Genomic DNA, 20,485 nt, shown 5'->3' with positions numbered 1-20,485 from the left:
CGATGTCTGCTTCTCCTCGGCCTTCTCCTCAGTCCGAGCCGGTGAGGCGTCGAATCCCGGTGGCGGCTGCCCTCCGGCGCAGCTTCAGCAAGGGATACGGACTCGGGGATTTCCAGGCCGACCTCCTGGCCGGCACCGTCGTCGGCGTCGTGGCGCTCCCCCTCTCGATGGCCCTCGCCATCGCGGTGGGCGCTCCGCCTCAGCACGGGCTTTACACGGCGATCGTGGCCGGCGCCCTGGTGGCGCTCCTGGGCGGTTGCAAGTTCCAGGTCACCGGCCCGACGGCGGCCTTCGTGGTGATCCTCGCGCCGATCGTGACGAAGCACGGGGTGACAGGGCTGATGACGGCGGGGCTGATGGCCGGCGTGCTGCTCGTGATCATGGGGCTCGCGCGGCTCGGCCGGCTCATCGAATATATCCCGTATCCGGTGACGACCGGCTTCACCGCAGGGATCGCGACCGTGATCGCGACGCTCCAGCTGAAGGACGTCCTGGGCCTCGAGGCAGCAGGGCCGCTCCCGGAGCACTATGCGGCCAAGGTGGCCGCCTTGTGGGCGGCTCGCGGGACGGCCGACGTCTTCGAGCTGGCCGTCGCCGCCTCGACGCTCGCCCTGCTCCTTGTCATCCCCCGCGTCGTCAAGAAGGTGCCGGCGCCGCTCCTCGCCATCACCCTCGTGTCGCTCGCCGCGGTGGTCGTCGCCGAGGTCTACCCAGTGTTCTCCGTGGCGACGATCGGCAGCCGCTTTCACACCACCCTCGACGGCGTGGAGTTCGCCGGGATCCCGCCGGTCCTCCCGACACCCGCGCTCCCGTGGGGCGACGGCCTGTCGCACGAGCTCGTGAGGGAGCTGCTCCCCTCCGCGTTCGCCATCGCCATGCTCGGCGCCATCGAATCGCTGCTGTCGGCGGTCATCGCCGATGGCATGACGGGGACCAAGCACGATCCGGACTCGGAGCTCATCGGCCTCGGGATCGGGAACATCGTCGCGCCGATCTTCGGCGGCATCGCGGCGACCGGCGCGCTCGCGCGCACCGCCACGAACATCCGGGCAGGCGCGCGCTCTCCGATCGCGGCCGTCACGCACGCCGTGGTCGTCCTGCTGTCAATCCTCTTCCTCGCCCCGCTCGTGGCCTACGTCCCCATGGCGTCGCTGGCAGCGCTGCTGCTGCTCGTCGCGTGGAACATGTCGGAGCTCCACCATTTCATCCGTATCGTGAAGCTCGCGCCGAGGAGCGATGTGTTCGTGCTGCTCACCTGCTACGGGCTCACCGTGGTGATGGACATGGTGGTCGCGGTGTCGGCCGGCGTGGTCCTGGCCGCCGTCCTCTTCATGCGCCGGATGGCCGAGCTGACGGGGAGTCGAACGGTGCTGAGCACCGCCGACGACCTGGGCGAGTTCGCGCTCCCGGAGCGGGTCGCCCTGTACGAGATCAATGGCCCGCTGTTCTTCGGCGCCGTCCAGAAGGCGATGGCGGCGCTGCACGCGATCCGTGGGGATAGCTACGAGGTGATGATCCTCCACCTCGGCAAGGTCCCGTTCATCGACAGCACGGGGTTCGTCGCCCTCGAGAACGTGCTCGACGGGCTCGTGCGGCGTCAGAAGACGGTGGTCCTGGCCGGCCCGCTGCCCAGGCCTCGCGAGATCTTCGACAAGGCGCGCCTGGAGGAGAGGTCCAAGCGCGTTTACATCGCGGAGGACCTGGACGCGGCGATCCGCCTCGCCGGCGCGCTGGTGAGCGCCTGAGGCGACCGCCGCGCTACCTGCACGAGCCCGTCTCGATGGAGTGCGGGCGCACCGAGGTGTTCTGGATGCTGTTCGGGTCGGTCACCGCGACCTCGCGGCCCCAGCCGGTGAGCCCCGCGAAGGTCCCGTCGGTCGTCATGTCGAACGGCCCGTCGTCCTTGCAGTCGCCGTTCTCGGCGGCGCCCCACGACCAGGCGAGCCACCCCACCTCGAGCTCGACGCTCTTGGCCAGGAGGGTCTTGTAATCGAACGGGTGCCGGCTGCACTCGTACACGGCGTGCTGCGCGAACTCGCCGACCATCAGAGGCAGGTTCAGCGCCACGGACTCGTTGAGCTCTCTCGTGATCGTGGCCCCGCTCCCGTCCGTCCACCACATGTGCACGCTGAGCAGGATGTTCGGATCGTGCGCGACGAGCGCGGGACCGACGGCCTGGAGCTGGTCGATGTTCTGCCCCCACTTGGAGGCGTCGATGATGAGCGGCGTCGTGATGCCGGCGTCGCGCATCCGGGTGATGGCCTGCTTGTAGCCCGTCTCCCACGCCGCGTTGTCCACCACGTCCCCGACCTCGTTGCCGATGTTGACGAGCAGGTTCTGCTCGTGCTTCTTGATCATGGCGACGGCCTCCGGCTTCGTCCAGTAGTCGACGAGGCTCGGCAGGAGCTCCCATTTGCCCGTGGCGTCGTGCAGCTCGACGATCGGAATGAGCTTCTGCGAGAGCGCGTTCGTGATGGCCTGATCGAGGCCCGCCACGGACGCCTTGGTCTCCCACACGATCCGCACCGTGTTGGCGCCCGTCTTCGCGATCTCCTGGAACTCCGGCATGCCGTCGGACCCCGACGAGAGCCAGACGACCATCTCGTTGACGCCCCGGAGCAGCACCTTCTCGCCGCAGCGGTCGTGGAGGAAGCGGCCTCGCACCGAGAACCCCGGCCCCGTGACATCCCCGCCCCCGGCGCCGGTGCCGGAGGTGGCGCTCGTGCCGGAGGTGGCGCCCGTGCCCGACGTGTCGCCGCCGGCGCCGGAGGTGGCGCTGCCGGCGCCGGAGGTGGCGCTGCCGGCGCCGGCGCCGGACGTGGCGCCGGTGGCATCGCCGCCCGTGCCCGACGCGCCCCCGCCCGATCCGGTCGCCTCCTGCCCCGAGCCCTGCTGATCGTCCGCTTCGCCGCACCCGGCGGAGAGGCCCAAAGCCATGAGGGCTGCACCGGCCCAGCCAGCTACCGATCCATGGATAACGCGCATCGTGATCTCCCGTTCACCTGCCCCCGCACCTGACTGCACCAGACGCCGGTATGCACGAGCAGAGCGGGGCGGGCAATCCTCGTCGCCCGCCTTCGCGCAGGATCCAGGGTCATCCTCACCATTTTCGCGCGATCACCCTTCACTCGCCATCAGGCTCACGGTATCGCTCCTCTCCTACTGTACCGGTTCAGTTGGCGGGCCCTGCATTGCGCACCTGGATGCCCGGCGTCACCCAGTTCGGCTGCGGCGTGTGCTCGTCGTACAGCACCTCCAGCTGGCAGTCCGCCGGGCAGGACGAGGTGCTCTCGCCGGTGCTGCAGACGCCGTCGCCGCAACCCGCGGGGGAAGCCGTGCACGATGAGATCGGTCTCGTCTTCTTCCAGTTCCAGCGGCTCGCTCGACACGCCACCTCTCGCACGTCGATCGCCAGGTGGAGCGGCCCGCCGCCGGGGCCCGGCGCGGCGGACGCCTGCGCGGCGAGCTCGCAGGCGCGTTCATGGGCGGGTCGGAGCCGAGGGCGGGGTCTCGACATCCCGGGCGACGATAGCGAAAAATGCTGGGACCAATACAGGGCGAGGGTAGGGGAATGTAGGTGGTGCCGGCGTGGCGGCTGGCGTGTGTCGGCGGTGCCTGTCGCGCCGGCGACCTGGCCGTTGCGCTTGCGTGGGCGACGTTGTCCGCTCCGCCCGCGTCGTGCGCCGGCGGGGGGCGAGCGGCGGTACGTCCTCGAAGCGCGTCCGGGGCTCTCCCGCGGACGGTAGGATGGGGCCCGTGTGCTCGGTCGTCGCAGGTGGTCCGCGAATGAGGGAGCATGTGCTCGGTCTTCGCAGGTTGTCGCTCGCCGACCTCCCATCACGGGCGGATTCCGCGGCCATGCGTCCGACGGATCCTCCGGCGGCATCCCTCGCGACGAGGCGCCCGGGCGTGGTGAATCCCGGCGCCGCGGGTCGGTGGGATCTGCGGGACGCGCATTGGCGGACCGCTCTCCGTCCCGCGCCTCGGCCCGGGCGCGGGACATGCACCCTCGCGCTCGGATTCTCAACGCCGTACGAACCTGGAGGAGCGTCGATGGAGAAGCGTGCTTTGCAAGGGAAACTTGGACGCCGGCAATTCGCCGGCACGGCGGCGGCCGCCGCCGGTGTATCGCTGATCGCGACACCGGGCCTCTCGCTCGATCCGAGCAAGGGTCAGGGCAGCTGCGAGTCGATCGGGCCGCTCTCCTTGCCGGAGGCGGCGGCGTTCACGCCCGGTGTCTTCGTCGATCAGCGCGCGAGGAAGCCGATCTACCTGCCCGGCATGAACGCCGGGCTCGCCGGGTACGCCGTCTCGGAGGTCCTCTTCTGGACGGACATCATGATGGAGCACGCGATGTTCATGTCGCTGCTCATGCCGGGCGATCACCTCCGCGGGCCCCGGAGCGAGGCGCGGCAGTTCCAGCTCGTCTTTGCGAGACACTTCCTCTCGGCCCGTGACGGCGGCTATCGCGACGACGGGCTCTCCTCGCTCCTCTCCTCGACGCGGGCGAGCGTCCTCCCGTTCATCGAGTACAAGCGCCGCATGCAGCGCGCGCAGGAGGCCGGCACGCTCCGGAGCCTCGTCTGGCCGCTCTTCTTCGACCACATCGCGCGCGAGGCCGAGCGCTTCGCCGCCCGGCTCGAGCTGCTCGCGAACGGCAGCGCCGCGCTCCAGCGCGACGAGGTCTCGGCGTTCTGGACGACGATCATGGCGGATCACCTCGAGTTCGTCGCGCACCTGCTCGACCCGCAGGAGCGCGCGCTCGTCGCGGACGCGAAGGCGCGCGCGGAGCAGCTGTATCAAGCGCACACGCAGCGCGTCGGCAGCGGGCAGCTCGCGAGCATGGCCGACGAGGTCATCGACTTCAAGACGGCCGCGGAGCAGGGCATCGAGACGGGGCAGATCAAGAGCATCATCGATCCGTCGCTCGCCGATCACGTCCTCCGCGAGGCGGTGAGGTTCTCCGACGAGATCCAGCGCGCCCAGTGAGGTCGCCGGTCGACCGCGCTCGATGAGCGAGCATGGATAGGTCGCTCGGACGCGAATCGGACGCGAATCGGACGCGGATCGGACGCGGATCGGACGCGGATCGGACGCGGATCGGACGCGGAGAAGAGCGACACCGCGCCGCCCCGCGCGGCCGGGTGGACATCCAGCGATGCCCGCACAACATGTCGTGCGGCCATGAGACGGTGCGCGATTCCGATCGTTCGTCTTATGCAGCGGATTCCACGCGGAGGGGGCGACCATGAGAACGACGAGAAGAATTCAGGCAGTCCTCGCTTTCGGCATGCTGGCGGCCTTCGCCGGCGGGGCGCGCCCGGCCAGCGCAGAGGAGCTCTTGCCGGGCGGAGCCGATGGAGAGGTTCAGCCCCGGGCCGTCGAGGAGACAGACTCCGAGACGATCGGCAGCGCCGTCGAGGCCATCTCGCCCTATTGCAGGTTCAGGTGCCAGCGCATGTATCGAACTTGCTTGTCATTTGCGCTGCCCCACGTGTGCTACCAGCGCTACTGGAGATGCCTGGCGAGCTGTCCTCCCACGCCGTTCCCGTTCGCGGGGAGATAGCGTCGCTGCGGTGACGCACATGAGGTCGCGCTGGCCTGCCGCAGGGCGGGCGAGCGCGATCTTGGTCTCGGCGTCAGCCCGACGTGGCCGCTGCCGGCGCGCGGCGCTAGGCTCCTCTGGTATTACCCAGCGCGGGCCTAGCGGTTCTTGCGGCGCTGGGCCCGCGGCGCCGGAGCCGCATGCGAGGGCAGCGATGGATCTGACGGCGGTCGACGAGGGCGGTGTGAGGTTCGTGGAAGGCCTGCCGGACCAGGCGCTCATGTCGAGCGCTCGCGACGTCGATCGCGTGCTCGAGGCCTGTTTCTCGGATGGCGTGCGGTGCGCCCTGCTCTACGCGGCGAACCTGCCGGCCGCCTTCTTCGATCTCAGCTCGAGAGAGGCCGGGGAGATCCTGCAGAAGCTCAGGAACTACTGGATCCGGCTCGCCGTGGTGTGTCCGCCGGGGGGATCCGATTTCAGCAGCCGGTTCGGTGAGATGGTGGCCGAGGAGCGCCGCGGCGCGCACTTCGGGGTGTTCGAGACGCGCCAGGCTGCCGTCGAGTGGATCCGCCGGACGTCGGATGCAGATGCGGTGTGACATGCGGCGATGACGCGGGCAGGCGCCGCGCGCGCGTCCGCCCGTGGCGCGCGGGTCCTGCTGCGTGGCCGTCGCCGGTGCTGCCCAGGGGCCTGTTGGCTCGCCCTGCGGCGCCCTGTACGCTCCCCACCAGGAGGTCGGACGCGATGGCCAAGGTGACCGCGCTGGGGACTGGGAAGGGAATTTCGTCAAGCCGCGGCCCTGGTACAATTTCTGGTCGAAGTCGGAGACGACGATCGACGGCAAGGACTACGTGAATGGGCCGAAGGGCGTGATCCACCCCGGCGAGATGAGCGGCACGCCCTGGGATCCCAAGGTGCACGGCGTCGCCAAGCACCCGGTGACCAACCTGCCCCCCGCCCGCCTGCGCCGCGCGCTCTCGCGCTTCGTGGAGGCGCGCGACGCGGCGCTCGCTCGCCTCGTCCCGGACGACGCCGATCTGCTCCCGCTCGACCCCGGCCACGACGCCTGCGATGCCTACGAGGCCTTCGGCGGCGCGCTGCCGGCCGCGCTGCGGCTGCGCTCGTTCTGGGGGGGGGCGACGTGCTCCGCGGGCTCCTGTACGAGGCGCCGAGGCGCGGCGCCCCCCGGAAGGTCCCGCTCGACGGCCACCCTGCATGGCTTGGCGCGACCGACACGGGCGTGCTCGTGAAGCGGGGGAGGAGCAGCAGGTCGGGTCGAGCTGCGACGTGGTCGCCCGCGACGAGCACCTCCGGCGGCAGCGGCTCACGCAGTTCCGCTTGCACGCGACGACGGATCCCAGGTACGGCTCGCCGAGCTTCGCCTCCCAGAGGCGGCCGTCCTGACGAACATCGCCTGGAGCACCGGCTCCTCCTCGCATGTTCCGCCGAACCCGCCGTCGTGATCGAGGATCTCGCCGAACAGCCTCATGCAGTCGGCGACATAGGCTTTCGGGTGGAGCATGTGGAGGTGCCATATGCAGTCAATGCGTTGCAGCCACCCCGAGCCGCCGTGAGGGCCAGGCGAGCGCCCCCGCCGACCCCAGCCGCCTCATCGCTACTGCAGCTGCGCGACCAGCTCCTCGAGGCGGTCGTAGCTCACGCCCGCGCCCTGCTCCATTCCGGACGCGACGACCGCGTCGCGCACTTCCTTCGACGGATAGCGCACCGTGGTCGTGACGCGCGTCTTGCCGCCCTCGTCGGTGAAGACCGATGTCACCACCGAGACGGTGTCCGGAAATTGCTCGAAGATCTCGGTGAACACGATCCGGCTCGGCGGCGTGATCTCCTTGTACTCGCCGTGGAAAGCGGCCTCGCCCTCGGGGAAGCGGTTCACGAAGCGCCACGCGCCGCCCGGGCGAAGATCGATCTCGCAGACGGGCACCGAGTATCCCTCGCTCAGGCAGCCCCACCATCGCTTCACGTGCTCGGGCCTCGTCATCGCCTCGAACACGAGGTGCCTCGGCGCATTGAACAGGCGCGTCATGCAGATCTCCTGCTCCGACGGCGTCGTGACCTGGAAGCTGCTCTTGTTGGCGACGCTGGTTGCGACCATGACTCTCCTCCTCCTGCGCAATCGTTCCCGATCCTGTACGGGATGCCCAGCGGATGGGCCGGCACCCGTGATTAACCAATTGGTTAATTAACCTTTGGGTTAAGTACACCGCCGCCCCGCGCTTGTCAAGGCGGAGCTCCGCCCGATTTCCGCGTCGAGGGCCTCACCGTCGATCGTCATGTCGATCTCGTCGGCGAGCGCATCGACGTCGCCCTCCGGGTCCTGCCATCGAGGGATCGCTCCGCGCTGGGAGCGCCCGTGAAGGACGGCCTCACGGACGCCGAGCAGCCTCACCTTCACGGGAGGCTTGACGGTGGCGCCCGTATCATGTATAACCACATAGTTTTTTAACCAAGGAGTTATAAAGTGACGCCCTCCGAGCGCCTCGACGCAACGTTCGCTGCGCTCGCCGATCCGACACGGCGAGCGATCCTCGCGCGCCTCGCGTCCGGCGAGGCGTCGGTGAACGAGCTGGCGAAGCCGTTCGCGATGAGCCAGCCCGCGATCTCGAAGCACCTCAAGGTGCTGGAGCGCGCGGGCCTGATCTCGCGCGGTCGCGACGCGCAGCGACGGCCGTGCCGGATCGAGGCCACGCCGCTCGCGGACGCCAGCGGCTGGCTGGACAACTACCGTCGTTTCTGGGAGGGCAGCTACGAGCGCCTCGACGCCCTGCTGGAGGAGCTGAAGGAGCAGGAGAGCAAGGGCGAGCGCTCGAAGCGCTGAACCCTCTGCGCAGGTCACTCGGAGAACGGTCCCATACCACCTTCTCCGCGCTCAGGGTGCTTGGCAGGAAATGCAGGTACCTTGTCTTGACGGTCAACTGCGCAGCGGGGGAGCGTCATCGCGTGAATCGGCCCCGGCCATCGAAGAGCGCTCCCCGCGTGACGACCCCGACGCGACCTTCGTTCGATCCGGGAAGATCTACACGTCCGCGGGCACCACCGCGAGCATCGATCTCGCGCTCTCGCTGGTGGAAGAGGAGCTCGGGTACGATGTGGCGCTCGAGGTGGCGAGGGATCTCGTGGTGCTCCTCGCAACTTCGCGCGGGGGCCTGAGCCCCGTGTCCTGAAAGCAGGGTGGAATGTCCTGTCGGTTCACCTCGGCGTCGCTCACAGTCGGGTCCACCGAGCGCCGTCGACAGGGCGCTCGTCATGGCCAGGCGCGGCGCCGCACCCTGCCCCGCCGTTCAACGCGGGAACGCCGGAAGCTGCAGGTCCCGAGCTCACTCGGCGTGTCCTGAGCGTTCTTGCGCCGGACGATCAGAAGATGCGGAAGGTCGCAGCAGAGATAGGCGTCAGCGCGAGCTGAGGTGCCTTCATGTGAGCTCCCTCCGGGCGGCGCGGCCGCCGCCGCGGGCTACGGCTGGATCGCCGCGGGGTCCATCCAGAGGACCTCCCAGTGGTGGCCATCCAGGTCGTAGAAGCTGGAGCCGTACATGAAGCCGTGATCCTGCGGATCCATCGCGTGCGACCCGCCCGCCTCGAGCGCCTTCTTCACCATCTCGTCGACCTCGGCCCGGCTGCTGCACGAGAGCGCGAAGAGCCCTTCCGTGTGCGTGCTCGTGCTGCAGATCTCCTTCTTCGTGAACGTCTTGAAGTACGGCTCCGCGAGGAGCATGACGTAGGCCTCCTCGCTGATGACCATGCAGGCGGCGTTCTCGTCCGTGAACTGCGGGTTGAACTCGAACCCGAGCTTGCCGAAGAACTCCATCGACCGCTTCAGGTCGCGGACGGACAGGTTGACGAAGATCTTGCGAGGGTTGTTCGTTGTCATGGCTCTCTTCTCCTCTGCTTCCTCTGCTGTGACGGACTCCGGGGAAACGTGAAGCTCATCGGTCGAGCGACGCCGGGCTCGCGAGCAGCGCGCGCGCGCGGCGGTCGCGCAGCCAGAGCCCCGCCCAGAGGAGCGCGGCGATGTAGATCGGAAAGAGCGTGTGGCTGAAGAGCGGGCTCCCGACCCGCACGTGGATCGCGATCGCGCCGCCCAGGTAACCGGTCCACAGGATCGCGCCGAGCACCGCGGTGCGCGGGATCAGGTACGTCACCAGACAGGCGATCTGGAGATAGCCGAGGGTGGGGACGAGGCTGGCCGGGAATCCGAGATCGGCGGTCCCCGCCTCCGCGGGGACCAGCCGCAGCACCTTCACCGCGGCATCGAACGTCAGGAACAGCACGCCCAGCCCGCTCAGGACGCGACCCGCCCACAGGGCTCGCCTGGACGGCGCCGCGCCGGGCGCTGCGACGCGGGTCGGCGCCTCGGTCCGGGGCCCGGTGGTGAGATCTTTGTCACGATGATGGGTGCTGGCGACGTTCGCGGTCATGGGTGCCTCCGTGCTGGATTCACCCCATAGACCCCCGCGCCCGTCGGGAATCATCGGTCGCCGAAAAAAAAGATCGCCGCGCCGCGATGCCGGGAGGGCGCCCGCGGTCAGGCCGGAAGTCAGGCCGCAAGATCGAGCGGCAGCCCGAACCGCGGGAAGAGCGTCTCGGTGTCGAGGAAGGACGTCATGCCGGCGATGCGGTCCCCGGCGATGTCGAGCACGATGAGCGCCCAGGCCCGGTGGCCGCCCTCGGGGGTGGGGCGATACTGTGCGAACGCCGGCGCGCCGCAGGCCGCCGTCGGCACGAGCCGCGACCCGCGGCAGCCCGCTCCCCGGCCCAGTAACCAGGTGCGGATCGCCTCGGGGCCGCGCAGCCAGAGGGTGTAGGGCGGCATCGACAGGACCGCGTCCTGGTGCAGCAGCGCCGCGAGCGCGTCCACGTCGTACTGCTCGAAGGCGGCGACGTAGCGGTCGACCAGGGCGGACTGCGTTTCGGGCAGCGAGACGCGCGCGTCGCCGAGATCGCGGCTCGCGAGCGTCGCCCGCGCGCGCTGGAGCGCGCTGTTGATCGCGGCGACCGAGGTGCTGAGGCTGTCGGCGACCTCCGCCACGGACCAGCCGAGCACCTCCGTGAGCAGCAGCGCGGCGCGCTGCTTCGGCGGCAGGTGCTGGAGCGCCGCGACGAACGCGAGGCGGATGCTCTGGCGGAGCATCGCCTTCTCGGCGGCGTCGATGTCCGCCGGCAGGGCGTGCGCGTCGGGAATGGGCTCCAGCCAGTGCGTGCGCGGGCGCGTCTCGAGCGTGTCGTCCGCGGTGCCCACCGGGCCTTCCTCGATGGGGCGCGCCCGGCGCGCGCGGTCGGCCCGCAGGTCGATGCAGACGTTTGTCGCGATGCGGTACAGCCAGGTGCGCAGCGACGAGCGCCCGTCGAACCGATCGAGGCTGCGCCAGGCGCGCACCATCGTCTCCTGGACGGCGTCGTCGGCGTCGACCACCGAACCCAGCATCCGGTAGCAGTGCCCGGTGAGCGCCGCGCGGTGTTCCTCGAGCTGGGCTACGCTCTCCGACATCGGCCGGACAGTATCATCGGCTTTCCGGCGGGTCCATCGGTCACGCGTGCTCGGCGCGGAGCATCGGTGTCCAGGGTGGGGGTCAAAGGACGCTCACGACCCGGCCCCGGAACCCCCTCCCCGCATCAGCTCGGGCGCCGCAAGTGGAGGATCTTCGCGCCGCGATGGGGGTCGATCGGGGGTAACGCGAGCACGAGCCGCTCGATCAGCGGCAATGCTTGCTGCACCGAGCCTTCTGCCTGGAGCTCGGAGAACGGGCCAGGATACGCGAGGATCAGGCGGTAGATGTTCGCGAAGGCGCGCGCGTACACGCCGACCTGCTCGTGCTGGCTGATGAACCTGCCGTGAGCGGCGCTCTCCGAGGCCGCGGGGCCCCGCACGCGGTCGATGGCGCGCGCGATGGCGACCTGCCGCCGCCACGCCATCGGGCTGCGTGAGCCGCGCTCCCGGATCTTCTGGAGGTGGCCGGCGATGGTCTCGCGCGCCCCGGGGCCGAGCGACGTTGTCGCGAGCGCCTGCTCCAGCGCGGCGTCGTCGAGCTCGAGCAGATCGATCAGGTTCACGCCGACGCGCTCCACGTCGTCGGCCCACTGCGCCAGGAGCAACGCATCGCCGACGTCCACCTCGTCCCGGCGCGGCTCCGAGGTCCCCCAGATCACCGGGGAGGTGTCATCCACGACGATCGCGCCGAGCGCGCCCGCGCGCGACGCGAGCGCTTCCAGCTCGTCGTCCAGGCGGTGCGTCGACCCGCTGCGCGAGGGCCGCTGGTCGCCACCCCCTGACGAGAGCCCCGAGAACGACGCGGCGAGCTCCTCCAGCTGCCTCGAGATCCTGGCGGGCTCGCCGGGCGGCTCGGCGAAGCGCGCGACCAGCCGCGAGCCGTTCGGCAGCGCGCACCACACCGCGCGCGGATCGCCGGGCGGCCTGCCGCCGAGCTCGATCAGGACGTCATCGGCGGACAGCTCGCGCTGCACGAGATCGAGATAACGGAGCAGGGCAGGGTCCATGGCGAGCAGCTTACTCGAGTTGGCCGGGCCGACGGCCCTCGACGAGCGGCGTCATGGATCCCCTCGCGAAGCCCGGGCAGCCCGATCGCTCGCTCTGCCCGAGCTCGCCGGGCGGCGCGCAGCCGCTTCCGGCGCGACGGCGACGCCCCTGCGCTCGCCTGGCTGCGGGACGGCGTCCGCGCGCAGATCGAGGCCGCGGAGCTGCTCGAGGCCGCGGGCACCCGCGAGTTCTCCAGGAGCTGCTCCGCGTGGCCGCGGACGCGCGGCCGGCGGGGGAGGGGAGGCGCCGCCGCGGCCGGCCGCCGGCGGCGCAGAGCGGCCAGGGGTGAGCGCGCCCGGCGGGGCACTTCCCGGCCATAAAAAGGCGAAGAGCCGGTCTCCCGCCCGGGAGACCGGCCCTCACGCTCCTCCCGGCGGCGCGCGCGGGCTCATCGCCCGGCGCGCGCCCTCAGGAGACTAGAAGTCGCCGTGGCCGTGGCCCGCGTGGCCACCACCGGCGCCGGACGACTTCTCGTCCTTCGGACGCTCGGCGATGAGCGCCTCGGTCGTCAGCATCAGGCTCGCGACGCTCGCCGCGTTCTGGAGCGCCGAGCGGACGACCTTCGCCGGGTCGATGACGCCCATCGCGATCAGGTCGCCGTACTCGCCGGTCGCGGCGTTGTATCCGAACGAGCCCTTCCCCTCGCGGACCTTCTGCACCACGATCGAGCCCTCTTCGCCGGCGTTGGCGGCGATCTGGCGGAGGGGCTCCTCGATGGAGCGACGGATGATGTTCACGCCGGTCCGCTGCTCGTCGCTCACCTGGAGCTTCTCGAGGGCGGCCTGGGCCCGGATGAGCGCGACGCCGCCGCCGGCGACGATGCCCTCCTCGACGGCCGCGCGGGTCGCGTGCAGCGCGTCCTCGACGCGGGCCTTCTTCTCCTTCATCTCGGTCTCGGTCGCGGCGCCGACCTTGACCACCGCCACGCCGCCGACGAGCTTCGCCAGGCGCTCCTGGAGCTTCTCGCGGTCGTAGTCGCTCGTCGAGTTCTCGATCTGCCCGCGCATCTCGGTCAGGCGGGCCTTGATCTTGTCCTTCTTGCCCTCGCCGCCGACGAGCGTCGTGTTGTCCTTGTCGATGATCACGGTCTTCACGCGGCCGAGGTCGCTGAGCGTGACGTTCTCGAGCTTGAGCCCGAGCTCCTCCGCGATCACCTGGCCGTCCGTGAGCACCGCGATGTCCTTGAGCATCTCCTTGCGGCGATCGCCGAAGCCGGGGGCCTTGACGGCGGCGCAGTGGAGCGTGCCGCGGAGCTTGTTGACGACGAGCGTCGCGAGCGCCTCGCCCTCGATGTCCTCCGCGATGATGAGGAGCTGCTTCTGGCTCTTGGCGATCGCCTCGAGCACCGGCAGGATATCCTTCATGTTGGAGATCTTCTTCTCCGAGATGAGGACATACGCGTCCTCCATCGTGCACTTCATGGCCTCGGGGTCGGTCACGAAGTAGGGCGAGAGGTAGCCGCGGTCGAACTGCATGCCCTCGACGACATCGAGCGTCGTCTCGAGGCTCTTCGCCTCCTCGACCGTGATCACGCCCTCCTTGCCGACCTTCTCCATCGCGTCCGCGAGGAGCTTGCCGATGGTGAGATCGCCGTTGGCGCTGATGGTGCCGACCTGCGCGATCTCCTTCGCGTCCTGGGTCGACTTGGCGGCGCCCTTGAGGTGCGCCACGATGGCCTCGACGGCCTTGTCGATCCCGCGCTTGATCTCCATCGGGTTGTGGCCCGCGGCGACGAGCTTGGAGCCCTCGCGGTAGATCGCCTGGGCGAGCACGGTCGCGGTGGTCGTCCCGTCGCCGGCGATGTCGCTGGTCTTCGAGGCGACCTCGCGCACCATCTGGGCGCCCATGTTCTCGAAGCGGTTCTCCAGCTCGATCTCCTTGGCGACGGTCACGCCGTCCTTGGTGATCGTGGGAGCGCCGAAGCTCCGCTCGATGACGACGTTCCGGCCCTTGGGACCGAGGGTGACCTTCACCGCGTCCGCGAGGGCGTTGACGCCCGCGAGGATCATGCTTCGGGCCGACTCGTTGTAGATGATTTCTTTGGCTGCCATGGTGCGAATCTCCTTGAAACGGTCTTGCCCGAATCAGCTCTCGATGATGCCGAGGATGTCTTCTTCACGGAGGATGAGGGCCTGCTCGCCGTCGATCTTGATCTCGTTCCCCGTGTACTTGCCGAAGAGGACGCGGTCGCCCTCCTTCACGTCGAGCTTGCGGACGGTGCCGTCCTCGAGCGTCTTCCCGTTGCCCACGGCGAGCACGATGGCCTCCATCGGCTTCTCCTTGGCGCTGTCCGGGATGAAGAGGCCCCCCTTGGTCTTCTCCTCTTCCTGCACGCGACGAACGATCACACGGTCCTGGAGCGGTCGGATTTTCATTCTGTTTTCTCCTGGCGTGACCCACCGGTCACGACCTGACGTCACTTCATCCCGTGCGTCGTGCATGGCGGCACGCTCGTGCCTCGGCTCCCGGGTCTCCCCGGGAACAGCTTCGGGCGCGCCTCTGCCGTCTGGCCGGATGCTGGCGTTGGCTTGGAGTTCTGGCACTCACGAGATGTGAGTGCTAGCAAGAACGTGGCACTATACTCGGCCGCCCCGGGTTGTCCATCGTTAAGACGCCGTCAGAGCCGTTCGTTCCTGAGGGCCTGAGGACCCGGCGGCCTGCTCGCCTGCTCGCGCCTTGACCCCGCTCAGTCGAGCGATGACGCTGCGTTGAATGGAACCGGTCCAGTCCCGACCCGTGCGTCCGCGCGTGTCGTCGGCGCACCGCCGTGGTCGCGCAGCGCGCTGTCGTCTCGTCGCGTGGGCGCTGGCCCTCGCCGCCGCGGCGCCCGCGCCTCCGGCCGCCGCGGAGCCGCCGGCGGGAGGCGCGGCGGGCGCCTCGACCCCGCCGCCCGCGGCGCCCGCGTCCCCTGTCGCGCCGGCCGTGGCGGGTCTCCGGCCGGGGGCCACGTGGGAGGAGACCGCCGCTGTGCACGAGGCGCGCATCGCGGCGCTGGAGAGCCAGGCGCGCCGCGTCCACGAGATCGGCTCCGAGGACGAGCGGCGCGCCGCGCAGCGCCGGATCGAGCTGGAACTCGCGGCGGCGCGGAGGGACTTCGACGACTTCGAGGAGCGAACGACGGAGTGGAACAGCCCTGTCATGATGGTCTCGGGGCTCGTCCTCGCGAGCCTCGGCGGCGCCGCCATCCTCGGCGGCGCGGTGCTGGTCTTCGCGAGCTACGACGACAGCAGCGCGGGGCGCAGCGAAGCGTCCAAGCTGGCGATCGCCACCGCGGCCGGCGGGGTGGCCGGCGCCGCCATCGGCCTGCCGCTCTACGTGATCGGCAAGAAGCGGGTGCGGCGCGACGCCGCGTCGAGCGCGCCTGTCGTCGCGCGGCTCCTCGTCGGTCCGGGCGCCGTCGCTGCGTCGCCCGGGGCTGGCCCCCTGAGCGCGGGGCTGCGCGTCGCGTTCTGAGCACGAGCGCCCCGTGTCTCCAGCTCAGCAGCGATATCCAGGTCTCGATGTCCGCGGCAAAAGGCCGCAAGCCAGCGCGATGCCGACGCGATGCCAGCGCGCGAACTGCCCTCCTCCACAAAAATCGCTGGGCATGCTCCCGGCCGAGTGCTAGCGTTCCTCTCGACGCGTAGCCCGCGTCGACCATGCGCACTCCCGGCTGAAACCACCGCTCCGTCGCGCGGCCGTCAAGGTTGAGCGCCTGCTGCCCAGGGTGGCACGGCGTCCTTGTGTTGTCGCGCATGAGCCGCCACGACGGCGACCCGCGGAACCCCGCGCGAGCTCGCGTCGTGCGCTCATGAGGACGGAGCGTGGCCGACGAGCGGACGAGCCCGAGGCGCTGGAGGTCGATCTCCAGGAGATCCGCGATCTCCTGGTGGTTGTCTCTCGCTCGCTGGCCGCGCGCTCGAAGCACCGAGCCGGACGGTTCGTGGCGCGACGGGCCGACTCGCCATCTCTCCTGACGTCGAGACGCTGAGGCATCTCGACAGGGAGCGCGCGGCGAGGCGGACCGTCCCGTCCCGACGAGAGGCGGAGGTGCGTCGAGAGAGCGCCTGTCGAGCGGCCAGGGAGAGGCCCAGAGAGCCAGTGTCCGTCGCGGGTTCGGTCTGTCTGCAATCCGGGGTCGTACGATGAATGGAGGGTCTATGAGAGCCGGTTCTTCGAAGGTTTCGTTCAGCCTTGGTGTTCTTCCTGATGTGGTGATGACCGATCGAATGGAGGATTCTATGCAACGACGCGCGCACCTCCCCGTCTCCGACCTCGCGCTGGGCTCGGCCAAGACACCCGACCCGCGCCCGCCGCAGAGAGGGCAGCCCCCTGCGCCGAAGCCCGCGCACCGGGATCCCCGCCCGCCGCGCGCGCTCCCCAGCCAGGATCGCTCCCGGCCGGCGGTGAACATCCCGCAGCGCCGCCGCATGGGCGTGCAGCGGTAGATCCCGCGCCGGCTCCCCCGCCGGAGCGCGGGCCCCGGGCTTCCGGCCCGGCCGCGCTCGGCGGCGTGGCCGCCCTCCGGCGTTGTCCCGGACCTGAGGCCCGGGATTCCCGCGATGGCGCGTCCTCCGGCGGCGCCCTCCCGGCTTCGATCGTGATTGGGCCGAGGCGCAGGCTGCGGTAAGACCTCGCTACCCGCGCGGCTCCCGCAGCCTGAGCCTCGCCGGGCCCGACCATGATCCACGCCGAACCGTTCGAAGCCCGCCTCGTCGCCGCCCGGCCTCTCAGCCCCTTCGTGCGCGAGCTCTCGTTCGAGCGCGCCGACGGGAGGTCGTTCCTGTTCGAGGCAGGACAGTGGGTCAACCTCGTGCTCCCGCTCTCGGGCGGCGAGGTGAAGCGCGCCTACTCGATCGCATCCGCTCCCGACGGCTCGCCTCGCTTCGATCTCGCGGTCACGCTGGTGGAGGGCGGGGCCGGCTCGGAGCACCTGCACCGGATCGAGCCCGGCGCCACGCTCCGCGCCATCGGTCCGCACGGGCTCTTCACCCGCGATCCCGGGGATTCCTCGCCCTCCTTGTTCGTCGCCACCGGCACCGGCATCACGCCGCTCCGGAGCATGCTGCACGCATCCCTGCGCGCAGGGCTCGCCGCGCCCCACCTGTGGATCCTGTTCGGCGCGCGCTTCGAGGAGGACGCCATCTACCGCGACGAGCTCGAGGCGCTGGCGCGCGGATCCGACCGGATCCGCTACGAGATCACGCTCTCGCGGGGCGGCCCTTCGTGGTCCAGCCGCCGCGGCTACGTGCAGGCGCACGCGCCCGAGCTCTACCGGGAGCTCGCGGAGAAGAGCGGCGATCCGGCCCCGCACGTCTTCATCTGCGGCCTCGATCGGATGGTCTCGTCCGTCCGCGAGCTCGCCCGCGGCGAGCTCGGCGTCCCCCGCAAGCACGTCCACGTCGAGCGCTACGACTGAGCCTCCGGGCCCGTCCGCGGCGGCGCCGCCGGCCTCGCCGCGGCGCCACGGCGGAGCCGCCGGCCTCGGGCGGACGCGGTCGCGGATCGCCGCCCCGCGGCGCGGCGCGCCTTGAGCGGCACCCTGGGTACGACGTAGGATGCCGCCCCCGCGGGCGGTTCCTGCGGGTCTGTTCTGCAGGTGACCACGTGACGACCAAGAAGACGTTCCGCACCATCGATCCCGCGACGCTCCCGAAGCACTTCGACTCGCCCGTCGCCGAGCAGCGCCTGGCCGACGTGTGGGAGGCCGACGGGACGTACCGATACGACCCGTCGCGTCCCCGCGAGGAGACCTTCGTCGTCGACACGCCGCCGCCGACCGCCTCGGGCTCGCTGCACATCGGCCACGTCTTCAGCTACACGCACACGGACGTCGTCGTCCGCCAGCGCCGGATGCGCGGCTTCAACATCTTCTACCCGATGGGCTGGGACGACAACGGCCTGCCCACCGAGCGGCGCGTGCAGAACTACTTCCACGTCCGCACCGACGTGCGCACGCCGTACGAGCGCGGCCTGACCTTGCCGCAGGCGTCGCCGGAGGCGATGAAGAAGGAGCCGCCGCGCATCGTGTCGCGGCCCAACTTCATCGAGCTCTGTCACAAGGTCACGCGCGAGGACGAGCAGGTCTTCAAGGCGCTCTTCCGCCGGGTGGGCCTCTCGGTCGACTGGCAGCACGAGTATGCCACCATCGATGATCACTGCCGCAGGACGGCGCAGCTGTCGTTCCTGGATCTGCACGAGAAGGGCCATCTCTACTCGGTCTTCGCGCCCACGATGTGGGACGTCGATTTCCAGACCGCCGTGGCCCAGGCGGAGGTCGAGGATCGCCAGCAGTCCGGCGCGTTCCACGACATCGCGTTCGCGGTGGAGGGGACGGGCGAGCAGCTCATCATCGCCACGACGCGCCCGGAGCTGCTCGCGGCCTGCGTCGGCGTCACGGCGCACCCGGAGGACCCGCGGTATCGGCACCTCTTCGGCAAGACGGCGCTCACCCCGATCTTCCGCGCCCCGGTGCCCATCTTCCCGAGCCCGCTCGTCGATCGCGAGAAGGGCACGGGCATCCTGATGGTCTGTACCTTCGGCGACGCGACGGACGTGATCTGGTGGCGGGAGCAGAAGCTCCCTCTGCGGCAGATGCTCGGCAAGAACGGCCGTCTCCTCCCGGTGACGTTCGGCGAGGGCGAGTGGCAGAGCCGCGACCCGGCCGCGGCGAACGCCGCCTATGCGCCGCTCCAGGGCAAGGGGGCGAAGCAGGCGCGCACCGCGGTCGTCGAGCTCCTCCGCCGCGACGAGCACGCGGCGGCGCCCGGCGCCGGCCCGGCGCTCCGGGGCGAGCCGAAGCCGATCGAGCGCGCGGTGAAGTTCTTCGAGAAGGGCGACCAGCCGCTCGAGTTCGTGCCCACGCGGCAGTGGTTCGTCCGGCTCTCCGACAAGAAGGCCGAGCTCCTCGAGTTCGGCGACAAGATCGCGTGGCACCCGGATTTCATGCGCCTCCGGTACCGCAACTGGACCGAGGGGCTCCAGGGCGACTGGTGCATCAGCCGCCAGCGTTATTTCGGCGTGCAGTTCCCTGTCTGGTATCCGCTCGACGCCGAGGGCAACCCGGATCACGACAGGCCGCTGCTCGCGACCCGCGAGAGGCTCCCGGTCGACCCGACGGTCGACGCGCCGCCCGGGTACGAGCCGTCGCAGCGCGACCAGCCGGGCGGCTTCACCGCGGAGTCCGACGTCTTCGACACGTGGTTCACGAGCTCGCTCACACCGCAGATCAGCTCGCACTGGGGGGACGACGAGGAGCGCCACGCGCGGCTGTTCCCGGCCGATCTGCGGCCGCAGGCCCACGACATCATCAGGACGTGGGCGTTCTACACGATCGCCAAGGCGATGCTGCACGAGTCGTCGATCCCGTGGCGTCATATCGCGATCTCGGGGTGGATCCTCGACCCCGATCGCAAGAAGATGTCGAAGAGCAAGGGCAACGTCGTCACGCCGATGCACCTGCTCGATACATATTCTTCCGACGCGGTCCGCTACTGGTCGGCGAGCGCGCGGCTCGGCACGGACACGGCGTTCGACGAGAAGGTGCTGAAGATCGGAAAGCGCCTCGTCACGAAGATCTGGAATGCGAGCAAGTACGTGCTCAGCCAGTCCGCGGAGCTCCATCCGGTCTCCGAGGAGCTCGACCGGGCGTTCTTGCACAAGCTGTCGGCGGTGGTGGCGGACGCGACGCGCTCGTTCGATGAGCACGAGTTCGCGGCGGCGCTCGAGCGCACAGAGGATTTCTTCTGGCGCTGGTTCACCGACGCCTACCTGGAGCTCGCGAAGGCGCGCGCGCGCGGCGAGGGCGGCGCCGGGGAGGCGGCGCGCGGCTCGGCGGTGGCGGCGCTGCGGCTCGGGCTGTCGGTGCTGCTGCGGCTGTTCGCGCCGGTCTTGCCGTACATCACGGACGAGGTCTGGCGCTGGGTGTACGCGGAGGAGACGGGGCAGGCCTCGATCCACCGGGCGACGTGGCCGGCGGCGGCGGATTTCGCGGACGTCGCGGCGCCGGCGGACGCCGGGCTCCTGGATCTCGCGGCGGGGGCGATGGCGGCCGTCAACAAGCGCAAGAGCGAGCTCGGCGCGAGCGTGGGGCGCGTGGTGACGGATCTCGCGCTGGGCGCGAACGCCGCGACGCTCGCCCGTTTGCGGCCCTCGCTGGGCGACCTGCTCGCGGCGGTGCGCGCGGGCGCGCACACGCTCGTGGAGCGGCCGGAGCTCGCGGACGGCGAGGTCGTGGTGGTGCGCTGCGAGGTGGAGGCGGCGGCGGGCGCGGCGGCCGGGGCGGGGGAGGCGGCGGCGGCCACGGAGTAGCCCGGCCCGAGGGGAGGGAGCTCGGCCCGCGCGGCGAGCTCCGTCCCCTGTTGCGGGGAGTCGGGCTGCGAGGGGAACCCCCATGACGCGGCGGGCAGCCA

At 70.4% G+C, this 20,485-nt stretch carries 19 protein-coding genes and 1 pseudogene; 10 read left to right on the top strand and 10 right to left on the bottom strand.

Annotation, left to right across the window (positions count from 1 at the left end):
* Positions 1-2: 2 nt before the first annotated feature.
* Entirely contained in the window at positions 3-1,745 is a 1,743-nt protein-coding gene (gene dauA, locus WMF17_RS26700) for a C4-dicarboxylic acid transporter DauA (RefSeq protein ID WP_437643959.1), read from the top strand.
* 13 nt (positions 1,746-1,758) lie between these two features.
* Here dauA and WMF17_RS26695 read toward each other — a convergent pair whose 3' ends face one another.
* Complete coding sequence (locus tag WMF17_RS26695; RefSeq protein WP_437643957.1) at positions 1,759-2,937, bottom strand: cellulase family glycosylhydrolase; 1,179 nt, start codon at positions 2,935-2,937, stop codon at positions 1,759-1,761.
* A gap of 235 nt (positions 2,938-3,172) precedes the next feature.
* Complete coding sequence (locus WMF17_RS26690) at positions 3,173-3,517, bottom strand: hypothetical protein (protein ID WP_437643955.1); 345 nt, start codon at positions 3,515-3,517, stop codon at positions 3,173-3,175.
* 536 nt (positions 3,518-4,053) lie between these two features.
* Here WMF17_RS26690 and WMF17_RS26685 point away from each other — a divergent pair.
* The 3 genes from WMF17_RS26685 to WMF17_RS26675 all read left to right on the top strand — a co-directional run bounded on the left by WMF17_RS26685 (position 4,054) and on the right by WMF17_RS26675 (position 6,795).
* The gene (locus WMF17_RS26685; protein WP_437643953.1) at positions 4,054-4,989 is read left to right on the top strand and encodes a DUF2935 domain-containing protein; all 936 of its coding nucleotides are present in this window, start codon (positions 4,054-4,056) and stop codon (positions 4,987-4,989) included.
* A gap of 770 nt (positions 4,990-5,759) precedes the next feature.
* Positions 5,760-6,143 (top strand): DUF4180 domain-containing protein, encoded by a 384-nt coding sequence (locus WMF17_RS26680; RefSeq protein ID WP_437595983.1) that lies wholly within the window; start codon positions 5,760-5,762, stop codon positions 6,141-6,143.
* Positions 6,144-6,207: 64 nt separating this feature from the next.
* A complete protein-coding gene (locus tag WMF17_RS26675) occupies positions 6,208-6,795 on the top strand; it encodes a hypothetical protein (RefSeq protein WP_437643952.1) in 588 nt (195 codons plus the stop codon).
* Positions 6,796-6,869: 74 nt separating this feature from the next.
* Here WMF17_RS26675 and WMF17_RS26670 read toward each other — a convergent pair whose 3' ends face one another.
* Together WMF17_RS26670 and WMF17_RS26665 are read right to left on the bottom strand one after the other, a co-directional pair.
* Positions 6,870-7,067: a hypothetical protein gene (locus WMF17_RS26670; RefSeq protein ID WP_437643950.1), complete on the bottom strand. Its 198-nt coding sequence runs from the start codon at positions 7,065-7,067 to the stop codon at positions 6,870-6,872.
* Positions 7,068-7,160: 93 nt separating this feature from the next.
* Positions 7,161-7,658: an SRPBCC family protein gene (locus WMF17_RS26665; RefSeq protein WP_437595980.1), complete on the bottom strand. Its 498-nt coding sequence runs from the start codon at positions 7,656-7,658 to the stop codon at positions 7,161-7,163.
* 366 nt (positions 7,659-8,024) lie between these two features.
* On the opposite strand from WMF17_RS26665, the gene WMF17_RS26660 reads away from it, so the two are divergent.
* The gene (locus WMF17_RS26660; protein WP_437595979.1) at positions 8,025-8,381 is read left to right on the top strand and encodes an ArsR/SmtB family transcription factor; all 357 of its coding nucleotides are present in this window, start codon (positions 8,025-8,027) and stop codon (positions 8,379-8,381) included.
* A gap of 70 nt (positions 8,382-8,451) precedes the next feature.
* A complete protein-coding gene (locus tag WMF17_RS26655; protein WP_437643948.1) occupies positions 8,452-8,727 on the top strand; it encodes a hypothetical protein in 276 nt (91 codons plus the stop codon).
* 287 nt (positions 8,728-9,014) lie between these two features.
* On the opposite strand, the gene WMF17_RS26650 is transcribed toward WMF17_RS26655, so the two are convergent.
* The 6 genes and pseudogenes from WMF17_RS26650 to groES all read right to left on the bottom strand — a co-directional run bounded on the left by WMF17_RS26650 (position 9,015) and on the right by groES (position 14,470).
* Positions 9,015-9,431 carry a VOC family protein gene (locus WMF17_RS26650; RefSeq protein ID WP_437595977.1) on the bottom strand — a complete coding sequence of 139 codons (417 nt, stop codon included), beginning with the start codon at positions 9,429-9,431 and terminating at the stop codon, positions 9,015-9,017.
* A gap of 55 nt (positions 9,432-9,486) precedes the next feature.
* The gene (locus tag WMF17_RS26645; protein ID WP_437595976.1) at positions 9,487-9,978 is read right to left on the bottom strand and encodes a DoxX family protein; all 492 of its coding nucleotides are present in this window, start codon (positions 9,976-9,978) and stop codon (positions 9,487-9,489) included.
* 119 nt (positions 9,979-10,097) lie between these two features.
* Positions 10,098-11,099 (bottom strand): annotated as a pseudogene (locus WMF17_RS26640) (sigma-70 family RNA polymerase sigma factor); the annotation flags it as partial.
* 74 nt (positions 11,100-11,173) lie between these two features.
* A complete protein-coding gene (locus WMF17_RS26635) occupies positions 11,174-12,055 on the bottom strand; it encodes a hypothetical protein (protein ID WP_437643946.1) in 882 nt (293 codons plus the stop codon).
* 456 nt (positions 12,056-12,511) lie between these two features.
* The gene (gene groL, locus WMF17_RS26630) at positions 12,512-14,146 is read right to left on the bottom strand and encodes a chaperonin GroEL (protein WP_437643944.1); all 1,635 of its coding nucleotides are present in this window, start codon (positions 14,144-14,146) and stop codon (positions 12,512-12,514) included.
* Between the two features lie 33 nt (positions 14,147-14,179).
* The gene (gene groES, locus WMF17_RS26625; protein WP_437595973.1) at positions 14,180-14,470 is read right to left on the bottom strand and encodes a co-chaperone GroES; all 291 of its coding nucleotides are present in this window, start codon (positions 14,468-14,470) and stop codon (positions 14,180-14,182) included.
* A 361-nt stretch (positions 14,471-14,831) separates the two neighbouring features.
* Here groES and WMF17_RS26620 point away from each other — a divergent pair, with 361 nt between their 5' ends.
* From WMF17_RS26620 to valS, 4 genes are all read left to right on the top strand, one after another.
* Positions 14,832-15,548 carry a hypothetical protein gene (locus WMF17_RS26620; RefSeq protein ID WP_437643942.1) on the top strand — a complete coding sequence of 239 codons (717 nt, stop codon included), beginning with the start codon at positions 14,832-14,834 and terminating at the stop codon, positions 15,546-15,548.
* A 767-nt stretch (positions 15,549-16,315) separates the two neighbouring features.
* Positions 16,316-16,522: a hypothetical protein gene (locus tag WMF17_RS26615; RefSeq protein WP_437595971.1), complete on the top strand. Its 207-nt coding sequence runs from the start codon at positions 16,316-16,318 to the stop codon at positions 16,520-16,522.
* Positions 16,523-16,755: 233 nt separating this feature from the next.
* A complete protein-coding gene (locus tag WMF17_RS26610; protein WP_437643941.1) occupies positions 16,756-17,493 on the top strand; it encodes a ferredoxin--NADP reductase in 738 nt (245 codons plus the stop codon).
* A gap of 188 nt (positions 17,494-17,681) precedes the next feature.
* Complete coding sequence (gene valS / locus WMF17_RS26605; RefSeq protein ID WP_437643939.1) at positions 17,682-20,384, top strand: valine--tRNA ligase; 2,703 nt, start codon at positions 17,682-17,684, stop codon at positions 20,382-20,384.
* The last annotated feature ends 101 nt before the right edge of the window (positions 20,385-20,485 follow it).

Origin of the sequence: Sorangium sp. So ce362 (genome assembly GCF_051519845.1) — a bacterium.
Classification (GTDB): Bacteria; Myxococcota_A; Polyangia; order Polyangiales; family Polyangiaceae; genus Sorangium.
This window is presented reverse-complemented; position numbering and strand designations above follow the sequence as displayed.